This is a genomic window from Phenylobacterium sp. Root700 (genome assembly GCF_001429025.1).
Taxonomy (GTDB): domain Bacteria; phylum Pseudomonadota; class Alphaproteobacteria; order Caulobacterales; family Caulobacteraceae; genus Phenylobacterium.
The window spans coordinates 418,851-439,684 of sequence record NZ_LMHT01000035.1 but is presented as its reverse complement, the minus strand read 5'-3'; the positions used below and the strand labels follow the sequence as shown (position 1 = coordinate 439,684).

Annotated in this window: 17 protein-coding genes; 6 read left to right on the top strand and 11 right to left on the bottom strand. The window is 67.2% G+C overall.

Annotated elements, in window-relative coordinates:
• Positions 1–68 precede the first annotated feature (68 nt).
• From kdpB to ASE02_RS21760, 4 genes are all read right to left on the bottom strand, one after another.
• Positions 69–2,138, bottom strand: a complete 2,070-nt coding sequence (gene kdpB, locus ASE02_RS21775) for a potassium-transporting ATPase subunit KdpB (protein ID WP_056737362.1) — start codon at positions 2,136–2,138, stop codon at positions 69–71.
• 19 nt (positions 2,139–2,157) lie between these two features.
• The gene (gene kdpA, locus ASE02_RS21770) at positions 2,158–3,867 is read right to left on the bottom strand and encodes a potassium-transporting ATPase subunit KdpA (RefSeq protein WP_056737361.1); all 1,710 of its coding nucleotides are present in this window, start codon (positions 3,865–3,867) and stop codon (positions 2,158–2,160) included.
• 317 nt (positions 3,868–4,184) lie between these two features.
• Positions 4,185–4,532, bottom strand: coding sequence for a PRC-barrel domain-containing protein (locus tag ASE02_RS21765; protein WP_056737359.1), 348 nt, complete (start codon positions 4,530–4,532; stop codon positions 4,185–4,187).
• 64 nt (positions 4,533–4,596) lie between these two features.
• Entirely contained in the window at positions 4,597–5,538 is a 942-nt protein-coding gene (locus ASE02_RS21760) for a helix-turn-helix domain-containing protein (protein WP_056737356.1), read from the bottom strand.
• 344 nt (positions 5,539–5,882) lie between these two features.
• Here ASE02_RS21760 and ASE02_RS21755 point away from each other — a divergent pair, with 344 nt between their 5' ends.
• Positions 5,883–8,174 (top strand): TonB-dependent receptor, encoded by a 2,292-nt coding sequence (locus ASE02_RS21755; RefSeq protein ID WP_056737354.1) that lies wholly within the window; start codon positions 5,883–5,885, stop codon positions 8,172–8,174.
• A gap of 97 nt (positions 8,175–8,271) precedes the next feature.
• Here ASE02_RS21755 and ASE02_RS21750 read toward each other — a convergent pair whose 3' ends face one another.
• The 5 genes from ASE02_RS21750 to ASE02_RS21730 form a co-directional block, all read right to left on the bottom strand.
• The gene (locus ASE02_RS21750; protein WP_056737352.1) at positions 8,272–9,459 is read right to left on the bottom strand and encodes an acyl-CoA dehydrogenase family protein; all 1,188 of its coding nucleotides are present in this window, start codon (positions 9,457–9,459) and stop codon (positions 8,272–8,274) included.
• Positions 9,460–9,564: 105 nt separating this feature from the next.
• Positions 9,565–11,259 carry a class I adenylate-forming enzyme family protein gene (locus tag ASE02_RS21745; protein WP_056737350.1) on the bottom strand — a complete coding sequence of 565 codons (1,695 nt, stop codon included), beginning with the start codon at positions 11,257–11,259 and terminating at the stop codon, positions 9,565–9,567.
• Between the two features lie 23 nt (positions 11,260–11,282).
• Positions 11,283–12,437 carry an acyl-CoA thiolase gene (locus tag ASE02_RS21740; protein ID WP_200957739.1) on the bottom strand — a complete coding sequence of 385 codons (1,155 nt, stop codon included), beginning with the start codon at positions 12,435–12,437 and terminating at the stop codon, positions 11,283–11,285.
• Positions 12,438–12,558: 121 nt separating this feature from the next.
• Complete coding sequence (locus ASE02_RS21735) at positions 12,559–13,587, bottom strand: MBL fold metallo-hydrolase (RefSeq protein ID WP_056737346.1); 1,029 nt, start codon at positions 13,585–13,587, stop codon at positions 12,559–12,561.
• 101 nt (positions 13,588–13,688) lie between these two features.
• Complete coding sequence (locus tag ASE02_RS21730; protein WP_056737344.1) at positions 13,689–14,918, bottom strand: acetyl-CoA acetyltransferase; 1,230 nt, start codon at positions 14,916–14,918, stop codon at positions 13,689–13,691.
• 120 nt (positions 14,919–15,038) lie between these two features.
• Here ASE02_RS21730 and ASE02_RS21725 point away from each other — a divergent pair, with 120 nt between their 5' ends.
• From ASE02_RS21725 to ASE02_RS21710, 4 genes are all read left to right on the top strand, one after another.
• A complete protein-coding gene (locus ASE02_RS21725) occupies positions 15,039–15,872 on the top strand; it encodes an SDR family NAD(P)-dependent oxidoreductase (RefSeq protein WP_056737342.1) in 834 nt (277 codons plus the stop codon).
• Between the two features lie 97 nt (positions 15,873–15,969).
• Positions 15,970–16,494, top strand: coding sequence for a nuclear transport factor 2 family protein (locus ASE02_RS21720; RefSeq protein ID WP_056737340.1), 525 nt, complete (start codon positions 15,970–15,972; stop codon positions 16,492–16,494).
• Between the two features lie 9 nt (positions 16,495–16,503).
• Positions 16,504–17,262: an SDR family oxidoreductase gene (locus ASE02_RS21715; RefSeq protein WP_056737338.1), complete on the top strand. Its 759-nt coding sequence runs from the start codon at positions 16,504–16,506 to the stop codon at positions 17,260–17,262.
• A 16-nt stretch (positions 17,263–17,278) separates the two neighbouring features.
• On the top strand, positions 17,279–18,778 hold the full coding sequence (locus ASE02_RS21710; RefSeq protein WP_235536780.1) for an AMP-binding protein: 1,500 nt from the start codon (positions 17,279–17,281) through the stop codon (positions 18,776–18,778).
• An 87-nt stretch (positions 18,779–18,865) separates the two neighbouring features.
• Here the strand turns inward: ASE02_RS21710 and ASE02_RS21705 are convergent, their stop codons facing one another.
• Positions 18,866–19,258, bottom strand: a complete 393-nt coding sequence (locus ASE02_RS21705; RefSeq protein ID WP_056737336.1) for a nuclear transport factor 2 family protein — start codon at positions 19,256–19,258, stop codon at positions 18,866–18,868.
• Positions 19,255–19,659 (bottom strand): nuclear transport factor 2 family protein, encoded by a 405-nt coding sequence (locus ASE02_RS21700; RefSeq protein ID WP_082602272.1) that lies wholly within the window; start codon positions 19,657–19,659, stop codon positions 19,255–19,257. The genes ASE02_RS21705 and ASE02_RS21700 overlap by 4 nt, the downstream gene beginning before the upstream one ends.
• Positions 19,660–19,837: 178 nt before the next feature.
• On the opposite strand from ASE02_RS21700, the gene ASE02_RS21695 reads away from it, so the two are divergent.
• Entirely contained in the window at positions 19,838–20,767 is a 930-nt protein-coding gene (locus ASE02_RS21695; RefSeq protein ID WP_056737333.1) for a nitronate monooxygenase family protein, read from the top strand.
• Positions 20,768–20,834: the final 67 nt, after the last annotated feature.

Genomic DNA, 20,834 nt, shown 5'->3' with positions numbered 1-20,834 from the left:
GCTCAGAAGGGCGCAGGCGAAGAGCAGGGCGATAAGGCCGCCCGAGACGAGGGCTTCACGCATAATCATCACGCAAGTCCCAGGCCGGAAACGATCATGTCGATCAGCTTGATGCCGATGAACGGGGCGATGAGACCGCCCAGACCGTAGATCAACAGATTGCGCGACAACAGCTTGGCCGCGCCGACCGCCCGGTAACGCACGCCGCGCAGGGCCAGCGGAATCAGCGCCACGATGATCAGGGCGTTGAAGATCACCGCCGAGAGGATCGCGCTCTCCGGGCTGTGCAGGTTCATGACGTTGAGCGCGCCGAGCGCCGGCAGGGCGGTCACGAACATCGCCGGGATGATGGCGAAGTACTTGGCCACGTCGTTGGCGATCGAGAAGGTGGTGAGCGCGCCGCGGGTGATCAGCATCTGCTTACCGACCTCGACGATCTCGATGACCTTGGTCGGGTCGCTGTCGAGATCGACCATGTTGCCGGCCTCGCGGGCGGCCTGGGCGCCGGTCTGCATCGCCACCCCGACGTCCGATTGGGCCAGGGCCGGGGCGTCGTTGGCGCCGTCGCCGCACATGGCGACCAGGCGGCCCTTGGCCTGTTCCTCGCGGATCAGGCGCAGCTTGTCCTCAGGCGTGGCCTCGGCGAGGAAGTCGTCGACCCCGGCCTCGGAGGCGATGGCCGCGGCGGTGACCGGGTTGTCGCCGGTGATCATCACCGTGCGCAGACCCATGCGGCGCAGGTCGGCGAACCGCTCCTTCACATTGGGCTTCACCACGTCCTTCAGGTGGATGACCCCGACCAGGACGCCGTTTTCGCTGACCGCCAGCGGCGTGCCGCCCGAGCGGGCGATACGGTCCACAGCCGCCGACAGGTCGGCCGGGATCTGCTCGGGCTTGAGGTCCAGGCTGCGGATCACCGCGTCGACCGCGCCCTTGCGCCAGGACTGACCGTCGGCGTCCAGGCCCGACTGGCGGGTGGTGGCGCTGAACGGGATCAGGGTCGCGCCCTCGGGCGCTTCCAGTTCCAGGCCCTGGCTGCGGGCCAGGTCGACGATGGAGCGGCCCTCGGGAGTTTCATCGCCCAGCGAGGCCATCAGGGTGGCGCGCATGACGATTTCCTGGCGCATGCCCGGGGCGGCGATCACCTCGGTGGCCATGCGATTGCCGAAGGTGATTGTGCCGGTCTTGTCGAGCAGCAGAGTGTCGACGTCGCCGGCGGCCTCAACCGCGCGACCCGAGGTGGCCAGCACATTGACCTTCAGCAGCCGGTCCATGCCGGCGATGCCGACCGCCGAGAGCAGGCCGCCGATGGTCGTCGGGATAAGGGTGATGAACAGCGCGCCCAGCACCATCGGCGGCAGGACGATGCCGGAATATTTGCCGAGGCCGAGCAGGGTGGCGACCGCGATCAGGAAGATCAGGGTCAGGCCCGCCAGCAGCACGGCCAGCGCGATCTCGTTCGGCGTTTTGCGGCGGTCGGCGCCCTCGACCATGGCGATCATGCGGTCGAGGAAGGTGTTGCCGGCTTCGGAGGTGATGCGGATCTTCAGCCAGTCGGAGACGACGGTGGTGCCGCCGGTGACGGCCGAACGGTCGCCGCCGCTTTCGCGAATCACCGGCGCGCTCTCGCCGGTGATCGCCGCCTCGTTGACCGAGGCCACGCCCTCGATGATCTCGCCGTCGGCGGGGATCACGTCGCCGGCCTCGACCAGGACGATCTCGCCGACTCCCAGCTTGTGGGCCGGGGTGGGGACGATGGTCCCGGTGACCGGATCGACGATCAGCTTGGCCTTGGTGGTGACGCGGGTGGCGCGCAGGGAGTCGGCGGCGGCCTTGCCTCGGCCCTCGGCGACGCTCTCGGCCAGGTTGGCGAACAGCACGGTGGCCCAAAGCCAGAGCGCGATCTGGATTTCGAAGCCCCAGTCGTGGCCGGCCATGATCTCGGCGACCGTGGAGGCCGAAGCCAGCAGGGCGACGATCCAGGTCGCGAAGATCACCGGATTGCCGGTCAGCTTGCGCGGGTCGAGTTTCACCACGGCGTCGCGGGCGGCGCGGCCGAGCATGGCGGGCGACAGGCTGCTCGCCAGGGTGGACGCCTTGCGGCGGTGTTCGCCTTGCGGAACGTAAGACGCGGTCATTGTGCGATGCCTCGAAAGATCAGCGTGCGGCCAGCGTCGTCAGCACTTGGAAGTGCTCGACGATCGGGCCTAGGGCGAGGGCAGGGAAGAATTGCAGGCCGCCCAGGATCAGGATCACGCCCACCAGCAGGCCGACGAACTGGCCGCTGTCGGTGGGCAGGGTGCCTGCGGAGGGGGCGAGCTTGGGCTTGGCGACCAGCGAGCCGGCGATGGCCAGGACCGCGATGATCGGCACGAAGCGGCCCATCAGCATGGCCAGGCCCAGCGTCGTGTTCCACCAGGGCGCGTTGGCGGTCAGGCCAGCGAAGGCCGAGCCGTTGTTCGCGGTGGTGGAGACGTAGGCGTAGAGGATCTCCGACAGGCCATGGGGGCCATGGTTCAACAGTCCCTTGAGCGCCTCGGGCAGGATCGCGGCGATGGCCGAGAAGCCCAGCATCGAGAGCGGAACCACCAGCACCGCCAGCATGGCGAGCTTGATCTCCTTGGCCTCGACCTTCTTGCCCAGGTACTCGGGCGTCCGGCCGACCATCAGTCCGGCGATGAACACCGCCAGCAGGGCCATGACCACCATGATGGCGATGCCCGAGCCGATGCCGCCGGGCAGGATCTCGCCCAGCATCATCAGGAACATCGCGATCCCGCCGCCCAGCGGCATGAAGCTGCCATGCATGCCGTTGACCGAGCCGTTCGAGGCTCCCGTCGTTTGGGCGGCCCAGGCGGCGGTGGCGGCGGCGCCGAAGCGGACCTCCTTGCCCTCCATGTTCTGGCTGGCGTCGACGCCGGCGGCGACCAGCGCGGGGGCGGGTTGAGTCTCGGCGAGATAGATGCCGGTCGCGCCGGCCGACAGCAGGATGGCCGCGGCCATCACCAGGGCGCGGATGTCCTTGCCGGCCAGGGCCGAGCGGCCAAAGGCGAAGAAGGCCGCCCAGCCGAGCACGTTGATCGAGACGGCGGTGAGGAAGTTGGTGAGCGGGTTGGGGTTTTCGAACGGGTGGGCGGAGTTGACGTTGAAAATGCCGCCGCCGTTGATGCCGAGCTGCTTGATGGCCAGTTGGCTGGCGACCGCGAACAGCGACATCTTCTGGTCGGCGCCCTCGACCGTGGTCGCCAGCGCCGAGGCTTGAAGCGTCTGCGGCACGCCCAGCGCCACGAGCACCAGGGCCAGGACGATGGAGCAGGGCAGCAGCACGTAGAGCGTGGTGCGCACGAGGTCAGCCCAGAAGTTGCCGACGCCCTCGCCGCGGTGGGCGATGAAGGCGCGGGCCAGGGCCGCGGCGATGGCCGCGCCGGTGGCCGCGGAGACGAAGTTCTGCACCGTCAGGGCCGCCATCTGGCTGAAGTGCGACATGGTGCTTTCGCCGCCATACGACTGCCAGTTGGTGTTGGTCACGAAGCTGACGGCGGTGTTGAACGCCAGGTGCTCGGACACGCCCGCGAACTCTTGCGGGTTCAAGGGCAATACGCCCTGCAGCCGGATGATCGCGTAGACCAGGAAGAAGCCGACCGCATTGAAGGCGAGCAGGGCGGCGGCATAGGAGAACCAGGTCTGGCTCTTGGTCGCATCGACGCCGCAGCCGGCGTAGACCAGCCGCTCCACCGGTTTGAACACCGGGTCGAGCCAGGTCCGTTCGCCATTCCAAACTCGGGACATATAGACGCCGAGAGGCCAGCCGAGCCCTATGGCCACGGCCAGCGTCAGGGCGATCTCCGCCCATCCTTGCCAAGTCATTTCAGTATTCCGTCAGAAGCGGTCGGGGCGCAGCAGCGCCGCGAGCATGTAGACGGCCACGGCGATCGCGCCGGCGGCCCAGAGCAGGTCCACGAACATTGTCAGAGCCGCCGTAGGCCGATGGCGAAGGCCGCGAAGAGCATGAATGCTCCCGCGCCTAGGCCAAGAAAGATGAGGTCCGCCACGGTGGTGTCTCCATAGCCGTATGATCAGGCTTGGAGCATGGGGCGGCGGCCCGTCAGGTTTCGAGACGGGACTGCCGGCGGCGGCATAAGGGAGTTGTAAAGATCGCAGGGCGCGGCGGCTGCGCCCTGGGTTCAGATCGGATCGACCCGGAAGTAGCGTTCGGTCTGTTCGCTCCAGGCGTAGGCCGTGTCGTTGAGCTGATCACGGTCATAGGCTGGGCTGCTCTTGACCTTGTCCTTCGTCAGATCAGTCAGGTAGCCGTCAGCCTTCTCGTCGAACCGCAGCTCGCGCCACGGGATCGGGTGGAATTTGCCGCCTGTTCCGAGCAGGCCGCCGAGTTCCAGGATGACGAACCGGGCCTGGCCGGTGTCGCGCTCGAAGAACACTTCGCGGATCGTGCCGAGCTTGCGGCCCGCGCCGTCCTTCAAGGTCGTCCCCAGCAGGTTGGCGCTGCGGATCATCAGGCTGTCTGGACTCATGGATTTCCTCCGGCTTTGCGGGGGAACGCCTAGCTCTGCTGTTTGATCCTTGGCCTAGGGCGCGTCAGGCGGCGGCTTTACGATCTTTGACCCGACGCTCGGTGACGGTTTCCAGCGTCAGGGGCTTGCGGCATTCGCTGCAGACCACCGCGGCGTCCACGCTCTGGCCGCACTGATTGTGCGTGACGATGACCGGCGGCTGGTCGTTCGTCATCAGCCACTTGTCGGCCCAGATCAGCAGGGCCAGGGCATGGGGATAGAGGTCCTTACCCTTCTTGGTCAGCCAGTATTCGTAGCGGGGTGGCGACATCTCGTAGAGCCGCCGTTCGAAGACCCCGTTGGCGACCAGCACGCGCAGCCGGTCGGTCAGGATGTTGGTGGCGATGTCCAGCGCGGCCTGGATGTCGTCGAACCGGTGAATGCCGAAGTACTGGGTCGAGATGATCATGCCGGTCCAGCGGTCGCCGGTCATGTCGACGACGTCGGCGACCGTACGCGCCGCCTCGTCGGAGGACGACTGCCGCCGGCGATGCAGGCGGGTGATCTCCACCTCTTCATAGCCCGCGCCGGGGCCCGGGTGATGGCGGCAGGCGTGCAGCGAGATGTCGCCGGCGCAATGACGGCAGACCATCAGCGGCAACATCGTCTTGCCGCACTCGGTGTGGACCAGACCGGCCGGGCCGTTGGGCGCGGTGGAGTCCCAGCGGATGCCCCAGCACCAGGCGATCAGGACCGAGTCGTAGAGGTCCAGGCCCATCGGCGTCAGGTGGTAGGATTGGCGGGCGGCGCCCTCGCGATGGGCGCGTTGCTCGAGGATGCCGCTGGCCAGCAAACCGCGAAGGCGATTCGACAGGGTGTTGCGGGGCGCTCCGGTCCGGGCCCTGAACTCCTCGTACCGGGTCGCGCCGCGAAACGCCTCCTGGAGGATCAGCTGACTCCAGCGATCACCGATGGTGTTCAGCGCGCGATGCACGGAGTTTTTGACGACTTTTCGGGTGCGGGCCATGGCTCTCCTGCCCAACGGGTATAGCCGCCTACCCAGGCTGTCCAGTCTTTGAACGCTGCAACCACCGGATGGTGAGGCCAGGGATCGTCGTCGTCCAGCCGGAAGGCCTTGGGGCGCCTCTCGATGAGGCGTTCAAATTAGTCTCTTTTTGAAAGTCTTGACCAGTCTCTTTTTGCAACCTAATGATTCCGGGTCGGGTAAAGACCCGATGCGCGTTTCTGGATTGCTTGTCTGTGCGGCGCGCAACGCCGAACAGGCGGCCGGAACCCGCGCTCAGAAAAGTGCAAAAGGGGAGGTCGTCCATGACGCTCAGGCAGTCGAGTACCCGTAATCACGCATATCTCATGGCCGGCTCCGCGCTGGCCCTGACGCTTGTCACAGCCGCTGGCGCCGCCCACGCACAGACCGCGGTGGAAGAGGTCATCGTCACCGCCACAAAGCGCCAGGAGGCGCTGATCGACGTGCCGCTGGCGGTCACCGCCGTCACCGGGACGCAGCTCAAGGCGTCCGGCATCCGCGACCTGCGCGACATGACCGCCCTGGCGCCGAGCCTCAGCGCCCAGACGCCGGGCGGGGATTCGGACTCCAGCCTGCGCATCCGCGGCATCGGCACGCTCTCGACGAACCCTGGCCTGGAGTCGGCGGTCGGGGTGGTGATCGACGGCGTGGTCCGGGCCAGGACCGGGGTGGCGATGTCCGAACTCGGCGACGTCGAACGGATCGAGGTGTTGCGCGGGCCGCAGGGCACGCTCTACGGCGCGAACACCTCGGCGGGGCTGATCAACATCGTGACCCCCGGCCCGAACATGGATTCCTTTGAGGGCTACGCCGAGGGGACCTACGGAAACTACAACTGGATGCGCGCCGCCGCGGGGGTGTCCGGCCCGCTGGGCGACGGCGTCGGTGGACGCCTGGAGGCGATCATCCAGAAGCGCGACGGCCTGCTGGAGGAGATCAATTCCGGCGACGACATCAACCGCATGGAGCGGTTGTTCGTGCGGGCCAAGGTCCGGGTCGACGCGACCGAAAACCTGCGCTTCAACTTCATCGCCGACTACACCAAGCGTAACGAGGACTGCTGCGCGGCCGTACTCGCAAAGGCCGGGCCGGTGCTGGCCAAGTCCAACGCCCTGGCGGCCGGGCGCGGCTACCTGAACGCCGGCAGCCTGGACCCCTTCGATCGCATCGCCGCCACCACGCCGGGCCGGGTCAACCAGGAAGACGTGACCGACTTCGGCTTCTCCGGTCAGATCGATTGGGACCTGGGCTTTGCGCAGTTCGTCTCGATCAGCGCGTTCCGCAAGTGGCAGGCCAATCGCGGCCAGGACTTCGACCATAGCGGCGTCGACCTCGGCTACATCGACAAGGACGGCTTGCGCGCCGGCTTCACCCAGGCGACCCAGGAGGTGCGCCTGCTGGGCACGACCGGGCGGCTGGATTGGCTGGTCGGCGGTTACTATTCCCACCAGGAGATCTTCCAGGACTTCGCCTACAAGATGGGGGCGTCCTACGCCGACTTCTTCGGCGGGGCGGCGGCCTTCAAGCCGGCGACGCTGGCGGCCTGGAAACCCGGCGACGGCGCGCAGGGGCTCTCCAATCAGAAGGGCGACGACTTCGCCGTCTTCACCCACGACACCTTCCACATCACCGACAAGCTCGCGGTGACCGGGGGGCTTCGCTACACGGTCAACGAGAAGTCGGTCTCGGTGCTGTCGATCAATTTCAACCCGGCCTGCGACGCAGCGCTGGCCAATGGCGACACCGCCGGCATCGGCGCCTTCTGCCTGTTCTTCTGGGACACCCGGATCAAGACCGACAATGGCGCGGCGACGGACAGCCGTCGAGAGACGGAGTTCTCCGGCACCGCGGTGATGGACTACGCCTTCACCGATCACGCCAAGAGCTATCTGTCCTATTCGCGCGGCTACAAGTCGGGCGGCTACAACCTCGATCGCGCCGGCTTTACGACGCCGGGCACGCCGCGGGGCTCGGACCTGGCCTTCGGCCCCGAAACGACCGACGCTTATGAGGCCGGGCTGAAGCTGGAGCTGTTCGAGAACAAGCTGCGGATCAACACCGCGGTCTTCCATCAGGTCGTCAAAGGCTTCCAACTCGTGGAGTTCACGGGGGTCGCCTTCCGGGTCCGCCGCTTGGCCGAGGCGCTGACCAGCGGGGCCGAGGTCGAGGCCACCTGGCGGCCGATCGACAGCCTGACCCTGACCCAGGGCGTGACCTATACCGACGCCCGCTACACCAACGATCCGGGCAATGTCGCCTTCGCCGGCAAACAGATGGAGCAGTCGCCCAAGTGGACCTCGGTCAGCTCGGCGACCTACAAGTTCCCGATCGGCGACAGTGGCTTCAACGGGCAGATTTACGCCGATGCGCGCTATGTGTCGGACCAGTACCTGGCCGCCTTCGACCCGCTGCGCATCCAGAAGGGCTACACCCTGGTCAACGCCCGGCTGAGCCTCTCCACCAATGAAGAACGCTGGCGGGTGGAGCTGTGGGCGCGGAACCTGTTCAACACCGAATACTCGCGCCGCAAGATCCCGACGACGTTCCAGACAGGGTCCTTCTCGGCCTTCCTCGGTGATCCGCGCACCTATGGCGTGACCCTGCGCGCCAGCTTCTAGAGTTCCTCCGCGGGACACCCACCCTGCGCCCGCAAACGACTAGGGCCGCCCCGATCCGGGGCGGCCCTTTCTTTGTCTTGCCGATGGAGGTGGGCGGTTAGAGGCCCATCTGACGGCCGGCCAGGTCGCGGAGGATCTCTTCGGAACCGCCGCCGATGACGAAGATGCGGGCTTCGCGATAGATGCGCTCGACCCGGTTGTCGCCGGTGTAGGCGCGGCCGCCCAGGACCTGCAGGCTTTCGCGGGCGCAGTGTTCCAGGGTGGTGGTCGCCGAGATCTTCATCATCGCCAGGTCGGCGACCGGGACCTCGCCCTGGCTGAAGCGCCAGACCAGGATGTCGAGATAGGCGTAGCAGGCGTTCACCCGCTGGATCATCTCGACGATCTTGTGGCGCATGACCTGGTGGTCGATCAGGCGCTGGCCGAAGGTGTGGCGCTGGCGGGCCCAGGAGATGGCCTCGGCGATGGCCGTCCGGGCCATGGCCAGGGTCGCGGCGATGCCGCTGAACCGCTCGATGTTGAACTGGTTGGCGAGGCCCGCGAAGCCGCGGTTCTCGACGCCGATCAGGTTGGAGACCGGGACCTCGACATTGTCGAAATGGATGGAGCCGTTGTTGCCGTTGTACCAGCCGAGCCCCTTCACGGGCTTGGTGCTGACGCCGGGGCGGTCAGCCTCGATCAGCAGCAGGGACAGGCCGCCGACGCCCGGACCGCCGGTGCGGACCGCGGTCAGCATGTAGTCGGCGCGGGTGGCGCCGGAGATGAGGATCTTGCCGCCGTTGACGATGTAGTTGTCGCCGCGCCGTTCGGCCGTGGTCTGGAAGGCGCCGACATCGGAGCCGCCGGAAGGTTCGGTGACCGCGAAGGCCATCTTCTTCTCACCGGCCAGCACCGGGCGGGCGATGCGCTCGCGCATTTCCTCGGGGCCGAAGGCGATGACCGGCGGCAGGGCGATCCAGTGCGTCGCCAGATCGGCGAACACCACGCCCGAGCCCATGCGGAAGAACTCTTCGGCGAAGATGATCCGGTAATAGAGGTCGATGTCCTCGCCGGTCCCGCCGAGCTCCTCGGAGAAGCCCATGCCCATGACCCCGGCCTTCGCGGCCTTGATGTAGAGCTCGTCGGGGAAGGTCGCAGCGGCGTCCCAGGCGTCCAGGTTCGGCGCGATCTCGGCCTCGATGAAGGCGCGGAGCTGAGCGCGCCAGGCGTGGTGCTTCTCAGTCATGAAGGGGCTGGGCGGGCGCAGCCCGTCGAAATCCAGGACCGGTTTGTCTGTCGCCGCCATCTATCCATCCTCCCGATTTATAACTTGCAAAATGATACTATCGATGTGTCGAGGGGTGAGCAATCGGTCAACTTGTCTTTTGAGACTAAAAACGTGACGGCGGGCTCACACGGTGACGAGCGAGTCCCGCAACTGACGCTTCAGAACTTTGCCGACCGGATTGCGGGGCAGGGAGGTCACGGTTTCCAGACGCTCGATCTGCTTGAAGACGGCGACCTTGCGCTGGCTGGTCAGGAAGGCGTTGATGGAATCCCGGGTGGGCGCGGCGCCCGGTTTGGCCACAACGAAAGCGCAGACCCGCTCGCCCAGGCGCTCGTCGGGGGCGCCGACCACGGCGACATCGGCGATGTCGGGGTGGGCCATCAGGTGGGCTTCGATCTCTTCGGACGAGATGTTCATGCCGCCCCGGATGATGATGTCCTTCAGGCGGCCCACGAACCGGTAGAACTGCTCGTCGTCGCCGGCGATCTCGAACAGGTCGCCGGTGCGGAACCAGCCCTCGGCGTCGAACGCCTTCTTGGTCAGTTCCGGCGCGCGCCAATAGCCGGAGAACAAGGTCGGCCCCTTGATGCGCATCTCGCCGATCTGTCCGGCGCCGGTGATCTCCAGCTCGGTTTCGGGATCCACCAGGCGGGTGAAGAAGCGGTCGTTGAGCGGATAGGCCCAGTCATGGCCGGCGACGCCGACCCGCGGGAAGTAGATCGCCCGGTGGGCTGGATCGGGAATATCGGCCGCCGTACCGCAGAGCGACATGCCCTCGTTGGAGCCGAAGTAGTTGATGATGTGGACGCCGTAGCGGTCATGGAAGGCGCGGATCATCGTCTCCGACAACGGCGCCGAGCCCGAGCCGATGGCGCGCAGACGGCCGAAATCGACGCCTTCCAGCAGGCTGGGGTCCTGGGTCAGCAGGTTCAACACCGCCGGCGGGGCGACCGTGTAGTCGATGGCGCGCTCGCGCATCTGCTGCAGCATGATCGACAGATCGAAGGGGTGGTGCTGGATCAGCACGCCGCCGACCAGCAGCCATCCGGCGACGGCGGTGGAGACCCCGGCCATATTGACCATCGGGAACGGGTTCAGCATCCGCGCGCCGTCGGCCAGACCGGCCGCGCCGATCACGCCCTGGGCCATGATCAGCCATTCGTTGTGGCTGCGCGGCACGCCCTTGGGCTCGGCCTCGGTGCCGGAGGTCCAGCAGATGGTCGCCACGTCGTCGGCGGTGATGTTCGCCGCCTCGGCGGCCGCCGTCGCCGCGGCCATTTCGGCGGCTTCGACCTGGTCCATCAGCGGAGCCAGTTCCAACGCCCCCTCGGCCGCGCCGAGACTGAAGATCGGGCCCAGGCCCGGCTGCAGGGAGCGCATCGGCGCGACATGGTCCTGCCCGCCGATGGAGGCCGCGGTGATCGCCGCCTTGGCGTCGGTGCGCCGGACGATGCCGGCAAGTTCGTTCTCCCGGTACTGCACGGGGGCCGGGGTGACGATGACGCCCAGCTTGAAGCAAGCGAGATAAGCCACTGTAAGTTCGACGACATTCGGAAGCTGGACCAGGATCACGTCGTCCTTGCCGATCCCGTGACCAAGCAGCACCGCCATCAGCCGCGTCACCTCGTCGTCCAGCTCCGCCCAGGTGAGCTCGCGGGGCGGCCGGCCGACGATGGCCTGGGTGTTCGGCGGGTCAATGACCGCCGGGGCGCCCGGTTTGCGGCGGACGTGGGCGTCGAACAGGTCGCTCATCCGCGTGTCGCCCCACCAGCCCCTGGCCCGATGGTCGGCGATGCGTTCAGCCGGTGCGAGGATCATGGGCCGCAGTCTCCTGGAGAGTTCTAGGCGAGGCGTTCGACCACCATGGCCGCGCCGACGCCGCCGGCGCCGGTGGCGACGACGAGGCCCAGACGGCCGTCAGCAGCGTCCAGGGCGTCGAGCAGGGACGACAACAGGATCGCGCCAGTGGCGCCCATGGGATGGCCCTTGGCCAAATGGCCGCCGCCGACATTGACCCGCTGCGGATCGGCCGGGCGATCGCGCAGGAACTTGGCGATGGTGACGGCGAACGCCTCCATGAACTCGATGCGGTCCATGTCGGCCAGGGTGAGCCCGGCGCGCTCAAGGGCGCGGTCCATGGCGGTGAAACCCGCGAGCAGCGAGGCGTGCGGATCGCCGCCGGCCTCGGCATAGGCGATGATACGGGCGCGGGCGGGCCTGGCCGGCGTCGGCGCGCCGCCCACGACCGCCAGTCCGGCGCCGTCGGCGACCGGCGGCGCATGGGCCAGGGTATGGCGGTGGTCGATGGGGCCTTCGAGGGCCGATGCGTAGGACGCCGCCAGGGCCGCAAAGCCGGGCTTCATGGCGGCCAGCGATTCCGCGGTGGTCGACGGGCGGGCGCATTCCTCGCTCGTGTGACCGTCGACGGCGATGCGCGAGGCCAGCAGGGCGGGCTTGTCCTCGGCCTCGCGGGTCAGGGTCTGGGAGGTGAGGGTGACGGCGTCCAGAGCCTCTCGGGCGACGCCCTCGGCTTGCGCCAACCGGTCGGCGGCGACGACCACCGGGACATAACGCGCCCGCTTGGGCAAGCTGGCGTCGGTGTAGTAGGCCGCGTTGTCGCCCATGAAGCCGACGCGGGACATCATCTCGACACCGCCGGCCAGGGCTTGGCGGACCGCGCCGCCGGCCACCATCGCCCCGGCATGGCCGATCGCGGTCAGGCCAGAGACGCAATAGTTGTTCAGGGTGAAGGCGTAGGCGTCTTCCGAGACGCCGGAATGCAGCTTGGACACCAGGGCGATATTGCCGCCCTGGTCGCCGATCTGGCCGACGCAGCCCAGCACCAGGGCCTGGCTGTCGCGGGGATCGTGGCCACGTTGCTCAAGGGCGTTGACGAGATTGCCGACCAGGGCCTGCGGGGTGTTGGCCGCGAGCGCGCCGTCAGGCCGCGCCTTGCCGCGCGGGGTGCGTACGGCGTCGTATATCCATGCGTCCACGTGCGTCTCCTCTTGGCCGCGCTGCATCGAACGTGAGCGTCAGGCTTAGACCTCGGCTTCTCACAGTAAGTCTAATATTGCAAGCTTATGGGCGCCGCATCCGTCGCGCCCGATCCGGGCGCTAGGTTTCCAGGGCGTAGCCGGCTTCGCGCCAGCCCTTCATGCCGCCGTCGAGGGCCACGGCCCGGCCGTAGCCGAGCTCGCGCAGGGTGGCGGCGGCCAGGGTCGAGATCTTGCCGAACTCGCAGCAGGTGAGGATCCGCACCGTGGGATCGGGCAGGTCGGTATTGGCCCGCAGCTCCAGCTGACCGCGCGGCAAATGCACGGCGCCGGGTATGTGGCCGGCCAGGAAGGCGTCCTTCTCGCGAATATCGAGGATGACCATGTCGCGGCTGTTGCCGCCGATCCGCGCGTTGAGTTCGGCCAGGGACATGAAGGGGACCTTGGCCGCAGCCTCGGAGAGCAGCTGGGCGACGGTCTTGCCGCCGCTCATATTGGTGCGCAGGGCCTCGGTCAGGTGCGTGGGCGCCGACAGGTCGAGGCTCTGCATCATCGCCACGAAGTCCGCGCGCTCGGTCTTCTGCAGGCGCGGATTGTCGGTGATTTCCGCGCCAATGGTCGAGCACGAGCAGCCCTTGTAGTCGTGAGCGGGGAAGACCAGCGTCTCTGGCGGCAGCTTCAGGAGCTTGCCGAACAGACTTTCATGGAGGGCGTGCGGATCGCCGCTGGGCAGGTCGGTTCGTCCGGTTCCGCCGATCAGCAGGGTGTCGCCGGTGAACACCCGGTCGGCCATGACCAGGCACATGGAGTCGCGCGTATGGCCCGGCGTGTGCAACGCCTGCAGCCGAAGTTCGCCGACGATCAGCATGTCGCCGTCGTCGAGCCGCATGTCGGCGTAGGGGGCCGGGCTCAGCCGGTGCATCACCACCGGCGTATGCAGCGCCTTCGCAAGCTCGCGACTGGCAGAGAAGTGGTCGGCGTGGGTGTGGGTGTCGACGACGTAGCGCACGTGCAGGCCATGCTGGCTCGCGAGGCCGATATAGCGGTCGATCTGGGTGAGTTCGGGATCGATGATCACCGCGGCGCGCGTGGCTTCGCAGCCGACGAGATAGGACTGGCATCCGCCGGTCGCGATCTGTTCGAAGATCATGGGCGCACCCTCAGGCTTCTGGTCGCAGCTTGCACCTAACGGCGGGCGCTGGAAACCATCGGCCGGAGGGCGGCCTTAGTCGGGAAGGCTTAAGCCCCGCGCTAGGCGCGGCGGCCGACCACGAAGCTCACGACGGTCCCGAGCGAGCCGCCGATGTTCAGGGTGCCATAGGTCTGGGCGCCCTCGACCTGATAGTCGCCGGCCGTGCCGGTGACCTGGCGACCAGCGTCCAGCAGCATCCGCGCGCCGGTGGCGCCGACCGGGTGGCCGCCGCCGATCAGACCGCCGGAAGCGTTGACCGGGCAGGCTCCGCCAAAGTCGATCACGCCTTCCTCGACCGCGCGCCAGCTTTGGCCGGGGGCGGTGAGGCCGAAGTGGTCGATGGCCATGTATTCGGTCGAGGTGAAGCAGTCGTGGGTCTCGATGCCGTCCAGGGCCGAGGTCCCCTCGATGCCCGCACGGCCGAAGGCGTCGGTGATGGCCTTGCGGACGTGGGGGAAGACGTACTCCTGGCCCCGCGAGCGCTCGAGCTTGTCGAGGAAGCGGATGCCGGCGTTGGTGTGGCCCCAGCCGAGGATCTGCGGGAAGTCGGCGGCCTTCACGCCACGCCGGGCGGCGTAGCGTTCCATGAAGCGTTCGGAGCAGAGCACGACCGCGCAGGCGCCGTCGGTGATCTGGCCGCAATCCTGGCGACGGGTGCCGGGTTCGATGATCGGGTTGGCCTCGTCGTCGTCGGTGAACGACTCGGCGGTGTAGGACCACTTGCGGGTTTGGGCGTTCGGATTGCGCTTGGCGTTGGTGAGATTGATCTCGGCGATGCGGTTCAGGTACTTGCGGTCAAGGCCGTAGCGCTCGCCATATTCCTGCGACAGACGGCCGAACACGGCGGGCCACATGAACTGGCAGTCGATGCCTTCTCGGCCCTGCCAGGACGCGGCGTTCTGGACCTTGGAGGCCTGGTCGCCGGGCAGGTTCTTCTCTTCCTCGACGCCGGCGATCAGCACGCAATCATAGCGTCCGGCCTCGATCTCGGCGGTGGCGGTGAGAATGGCGATGGAGCTGGAGGCGCAGGCCGCTTCGTGGCGCATGGCTGGCACGCCGTGCAGCTCCGGCACCACCTGGGCCACCATGGCGGCCAAGTGGCCCTGGCCGCGGTACAGCTCGCCAAAGGCGTTGCCCACATGGACCGCGTCGATGTCCGCGGCGTCCAGCTTACAGGCGTTCAGAGCGCCGAGGATCCCGTCGCGCATCATGTCCGACAGGTCGAGGCCTTCACGAGACCACGCACGCGCGAAGTCCGTCTGATGACCGCCCAAAAGATAGATCGCCATGGTTTCCCTCTCATGCGTCTTATTGTGACGCGCACCCAACCCTACGATAATAGTCCGTAATTGCAAGTGATGAGGCCGAGGAGATTCTCCATCGGCCCGCGACATAGAGGAAGCCCGGGAATGCGAGACTTCGAAGGTCGTATCGGCCTGGTGACCGGCGCGGCCGGTGGAATGGGCGCGGCGGCGGTTGACATTTTCGCCAGGCGCGGGGCGCGGGTGATCGCTCTGGACCGCAGGCTGGAGGATCTGGAAGGTCTTGTCCAGGCTTGGCGCGAGCAGGGTTTCCAGGTGGATTGCCTAGGCTACGACCAGGGCGATCCTGACAGTATCGAAGCCGCCTTCGGCCAGATGGATCTGCTGACCGACGGCCGGCTCGACTTTTGCTTCGCCAACGCCGGCTATGGCCGCTATCGCCCGGCGATGGAGATCGAGGCGCGGGAGTGGCGGCGCCATGTCGACATCAACCTCACAGGGACCTTCCTGGTCGTCCAGGCCGCCGCGCGGCGGATGATCGCCGGCGGACGGGGCGGGGCCGTCGTCATGAACGCCTCGTCCGGCGCGGTTTTTCCCACCGACCTGCTGTCGGCCTATTGCTCGTCGAAAGCTGGGCTGGTCATGCTGGCCAAGATCCTGGCCTCGGAGCTGGGCGCACACGGTATTCGGGTCAACGCCGTTCTGCCCGGCGTCATCGAGACCCCGATGACAGAGAGCCTGCTGGCCGCCCCGGGCGTGCCGCAAACCCTTGCCGCAGCTACGCCGCTCGGTCGGGCAGGTCGGCCGGAAGAGGTGGCCGAGGCCGCGGCCTTCCTCTGCAGCCCGGCCTCCGGCTATGTCACCGGCACCAGCCTGCTGGTCGACGGCGGCCAGACCCTGCACGGCTTCCCGCGCTGGTTCAGCACCGACCATCGTGATCCGGCCGCGCCGTGGACGCCGCATGTCGAGCGGCGCGACTAACCCGTCAATCTGATTTCAAACCGCTGTTCGCCCCTTGCGCGCCCCCTAGGCCCATGTAACTTTCACATAAAGACTAAAAAACGCGGGAGGTGAGGCCATGGCGGATCGGGACGCCGACATTCAGGCGCTGCTCGACAAGAAGGCGATCGAGGAGGTCTTGGTGCTGGCCTTGCGCGGCTGCGACCGCGCAGACTTCGACCTGGTCGCCGCCTCCTATCACCCTGACGCCTATGAGGATCACGGCGGCACCTTTTCGGGGCCGGCCAGCGAATGGCTGGAACTGCTGAGGGCGCGGTTGCCGAACGCGGGCCTGATCAACCACGTCATGAGCAATTTGATGATCGAGCTCGACGGCGACAAGGCGTTGGCCGAGTCCTACATCACCTCCTATTCGCGCGTACTGGCCGGCGACGACGGCTTTGACAACGCGACCCTGGCCCGGACCGTCGACCGCTTCGAGCGTCGCGCCGGCCAGTGGAAGATCGCCCGCCGCACCCTGGTCTGGGAGTGGAACCGCGAGACGCCGATCACTGAAACCTGGGGCCGGGGCGGGATCACCGCCGATCCCAATTCCTTGCTGCGTGGGGGCAAGAAGCCCGACGACGCGCTCTACCAAGTCTGAGGGACTCTCATGGAAATCACCAACGCCACCGCGCTCGTCACCGGCGCCAACCGGGGGATCGGCGAAGCCTTCGTCCGCGGACTGGTGGGGGCGGGCGCAGCCCACGTCTACGCCGCTGTGCGCGACCCGGCCTCGGCCCGCCACCTGGAAACCGAGTTCCCCGGCAAAGTCACGGCCATCGCCCTGGACGTCAGCAAGTCTGAGCAGATCGCCCCGGCCGCCGCGGCGCATGGCGACGTCTCGATCCTGGTCAACAACGCTGGAGCCTTCACCCACGGCCTGCTGATCGGCTCCGACACCCTGGACGGCGCGCGCGAGGAGATGGAGGTCAACTATTTCGGCCCTGTCGCCCTCTGCCGCGCCTTCGCGCCGATCCTGGCGCGGAACGGCGGCGGCGCGATCGTCAACGTGCTGTCGGTGGGCGGCATTGTCGCGGCGCCGAACATGGGCGGCTACAGCCCGTCGAAGTTCGCCATGCGGGCGGCGACCATGTGCATCCGCGCCGAATTGGCCGACCAGGGAACCAGCGTCAGCGCCCTGATCGTCGGCTCGGTCGACACCCGGATGGCGGCCCACGTCCAGGGTGCCAAGGAGCCGCCGGAAGTGATCGCCAAGGCCGGGATCCGCGCCATCCAGCGCGGCCTGGACGAGATCGACACCGATCGCATGGCTATCGAAACCCGCGCCGCCCAGGCTCGAGACCCCAAGGGCCTCGAACGTCAGATGGCGAAGATGCTCAAGGTCACCGAAATCTCCACTGGCCGCTGATGGAAAGGAACGCCGCGTGACCCGCAGCCTGCTGTCGCCGACGCTCGCCACACCCGCGCCGCGGGCCATGGGAATCCTGCTGGACCTCCAGGCCCTGCGCGATCCGGATCGCCCTGCCGTCACCTGCGACGGACGGACCCTGACCCGGGCCGAGTTCGCCGCCCGCGCCAATCGCCGGGCGCGGGCGCTGCAGCGCGCCGGGGTCATCGCCGGGGACTTCGTGGCTATCGCCTTGCCGAACGGCCCGGCGTTCCTGGAGCTGGCCTTCGCCTCCTGGATCCTGGGGGCGACACCCGCGCCGGTGTCCTACCGGCTGCCCGCGCCCGAGCTCAGCGCCATCATCGATCTGATGCAGCCGCGGCTGGTCATCGGCGGGGAGGCGACCCGCGCGGCGGGCGTGGCCTTCATGGACGAGGCGGCGACCTATGACGAAACCCTGTCGCCCGAACCGCTGCCAGAACAGATCGCGGCCCATGTGAAGGCCATCGCCAGCGGCGGCAGCACCGGCCGTCCGAAGGTGATCGTCGACCACGCGCCCTCCGTCTGCGACCCCGACAACCCGTCGCTCGGGATGGAGGGCGGCGACACGGTGGTCATTCCTGGGCCGCTCTATCACGCCGCGCCGTTCGGCCTGGCCTATATGGCGCTGTGCTGGGGCTGCCATGTGGTGATCACGCGGCGGTTCGACCCGTCGGAGACCCTGCGGCTGATCGGCGAGCATCAGGCCCAGTGGGCCTATCTGGTGCCGACGATGATGCACCGGATCTGGCGCTTGCCGGACGCTGAGCGTGCGGCGGCCGACGTCTCCTCGCTGGAGATGATCGTCCACATCGCCTCGGCCTGCCCGGTCTGGTTGAAGGAGAAGTGGATTGAGTGGCTGGGGCCCGATCGGGTCTGGGAGGTCTATTCCGGCACCGAGGCCATGGGCGGCACCTCCATCGGCGGCCGCGAGTGGCTGACGCACAAGGGATCGGTCGGCCGACTGATGCCGGGCAGCCAGATCAAGATCCTCAATGAGGGCGGGGAGGAGGCCGCGCCGAACGAGATTGGCGAGGTCTATTTCCTGCCGGCCGGCGGCCGCGGCGCTACCTACCACTACATCGGGGCCGAACCCCGCGCGCTCGGCGAATGGGAAACCTTCGGCGACCTCGGCCATATAGACGAGGAGGGCTACCTCTACCTGGCCGACCGACGGACCGACCTGATCATCTCGGGCGGGGCCAACATCTACCCGGCCGAGGTCGAGGCGGCGGTCGACGCCTATCCGGGCGTGTTGTCCAGCGTCGTGGTCGGACTGCCCGACGAGGATCTCGGCCAGCGCGTGCACGCGATCCTGGAAATGGCGGCCGAGGCCGGGCCGCTCGATGTCGAGGCGGTGAAGGCCTTCCTCGCCGCGCGGATCGCGCCCTACAAGCTGCCGCGCAGCTTCGAGGTGACCGCTGAGCGTCTGCGTGACGACGCCGGCAAGGTGCGCCGCAGCGCGCTGCGCGACGAAAGAGCAAAGGCGCCGGCATAGATCCGGCGCCTTCAAAAACGATCTGAGACCAAAACCCTGTCGGCGTTTCCTGGCTCGTTGGAGCCGGGAAACGCTCAAGGTCGCCGGCTACTTCGTGGCGTTCGGATCGGCCATCTGGAAGTAGTCGCGCCAGCCGACGATCTTGCCGTCCGGCTTGAAGTCGATGATGCCCATATAGGGGTGGGTCACCACCTGGCCGCTGGCGTTGACGTATTCCTCGCGGCCCTCGGTGAAGAGGTGAGCGTCGGTCTCGGAATGGCGCTCGATAATCCAGGTCGAACTGGAGTTGTCGGCCCAGTACTTGGTGATGAATTTCTCCACCCAGTCGCGGCCCATCAGCGGTCGGGTGCCGACATGGTAGTGGTACTCCACCTCCGGCGCGAAGAAGTCGAGGAAGGCCTGCTTGTCCTTCGTCGCGATCGCCTGCTGCAGACGGCGGATGGTGTCGATCTTGGCTTCGGTCGTGGTCAGGGTGGTCATGCGGCGGTCTCCGAGCCGGTTTCCTTACGCGCCGGCGCTTGCACCAGGGCGGAGTCGTAGTAGTCGCGCAGCTTGCAGATCTTGCCGTCGCGGAATTCGACAACCTGCATGAAGGGGTTGTCAATCAGCACCTCGCGGGTGCGGTCGTAGATCTTCTCCACGCCCTCCACGAGGATCTTGTCGTCCTTCTCGGCCCAATTGACGATCGTCCAATCGCGCTGATCGAAGCCGAGCTCGTAGTTGCGCAGGAACTTCCGCATCGTGGCTTTGTCGCGGATCGGCCGCGTTCCCATGTGCCAGTGATACTCAAGATCGTCGGTCATGGTTTCGAGGAAGGCCTCATGATCCTTCCGCTTGGAAGCGTCGATCATCGCCTCCAGCACCTTCATATTTTGGCTCATGGCCACGCCTTTCCTGTTTCCCTGAGGTCAGGCTATTTCGATAAGTGCATTTATGCAAGTAACTAGCGTGGGTTCGCATACCATGGTTGACGGCGTCGCCCACGGCCAATAAGTTCCATTTTGCAAGTTTATTGGCGCGAGGGTCGCGCCGGGGGCTGAAGGGACGTCGGAAGACCAGATGCAAGATATTGGTTCGATCAAGGCGCGCCTGCGCCTTCCCGCCATCGCCGCACCCATGTTCCTGGTCTCCGGGCCGGAGCTAGTGCTCGCCGCCTGCAAGTCGGGAATCATCGGCTCGTTCCCCGCCAACAACGCCCGGACCATCGAAATCCTCGACGAGTGGCTGGGCGAGATCGCTGCAGCCACGGCCGAGACCAAGGCCCCTTGGGCGATCAACATCATGGTCCATCGCTCCTATGAGCGGACGGACGAGGAAATGGCGCTGGTGCTGAAGCACAAGCCGCCGATCGTCATCACTGCGCTGGGCAGCCCCAAGGAGCTGGTCCAGGCGGTCCAGGCCTATGGCGGCATGGTCTTCGCCGACGTCAATTCGCTGACCTATGCGCGCAAGGCGGCTGAAGCCGGCGTGGACGGGCTGGTGCTGATCTCGGCCGGCGCCGGCGGTCACACGGGCGCGCTGTCGGCCTTCGCCTTCGTGCCGGCCGTGCGCGAGTTCTTCGACGGCGTCGTCGTGCTGGGTGGGGCCATCGGCTCGGGCCAGGCGGTGCGGGCCGCCGAGATCCTGGGCGCGGACTTCGCCTATCTCGGCACCCGTCTGATCGCGTCGGAAGAAAGCCTGGCGCACCCCGACTACAAGTCGATGCTGATCGACGCCTCGGCTGATGAGATCATCACCTCGGCTTCGCTGACCGGCGTACCGGCCAACTGGCTGAAGGGCAGCCTGGTCGCGGCGGGCTTCGATCCGGCGAAGATGGGCGCGAAGGCCGAGATCGACCTTGGCCGCCCGGAAAGCAACGACGCCAAGCGCTGGAAAGATGTCTGGTCGGCGGGGCAGGGCGTCGGCGCGGTTCGCGGCGTCGAGCACGTGGCCGACATCATCGATCAGTTGGTCGGCGAGTATCAGTCCGTCACCGCCAAGGCGGTCTAGAGGATACGGAAACGCCGCCGATCGGGGATCGGCGGCGCGGTTCCTGACGTGGAAGCAAAGCAGGGCG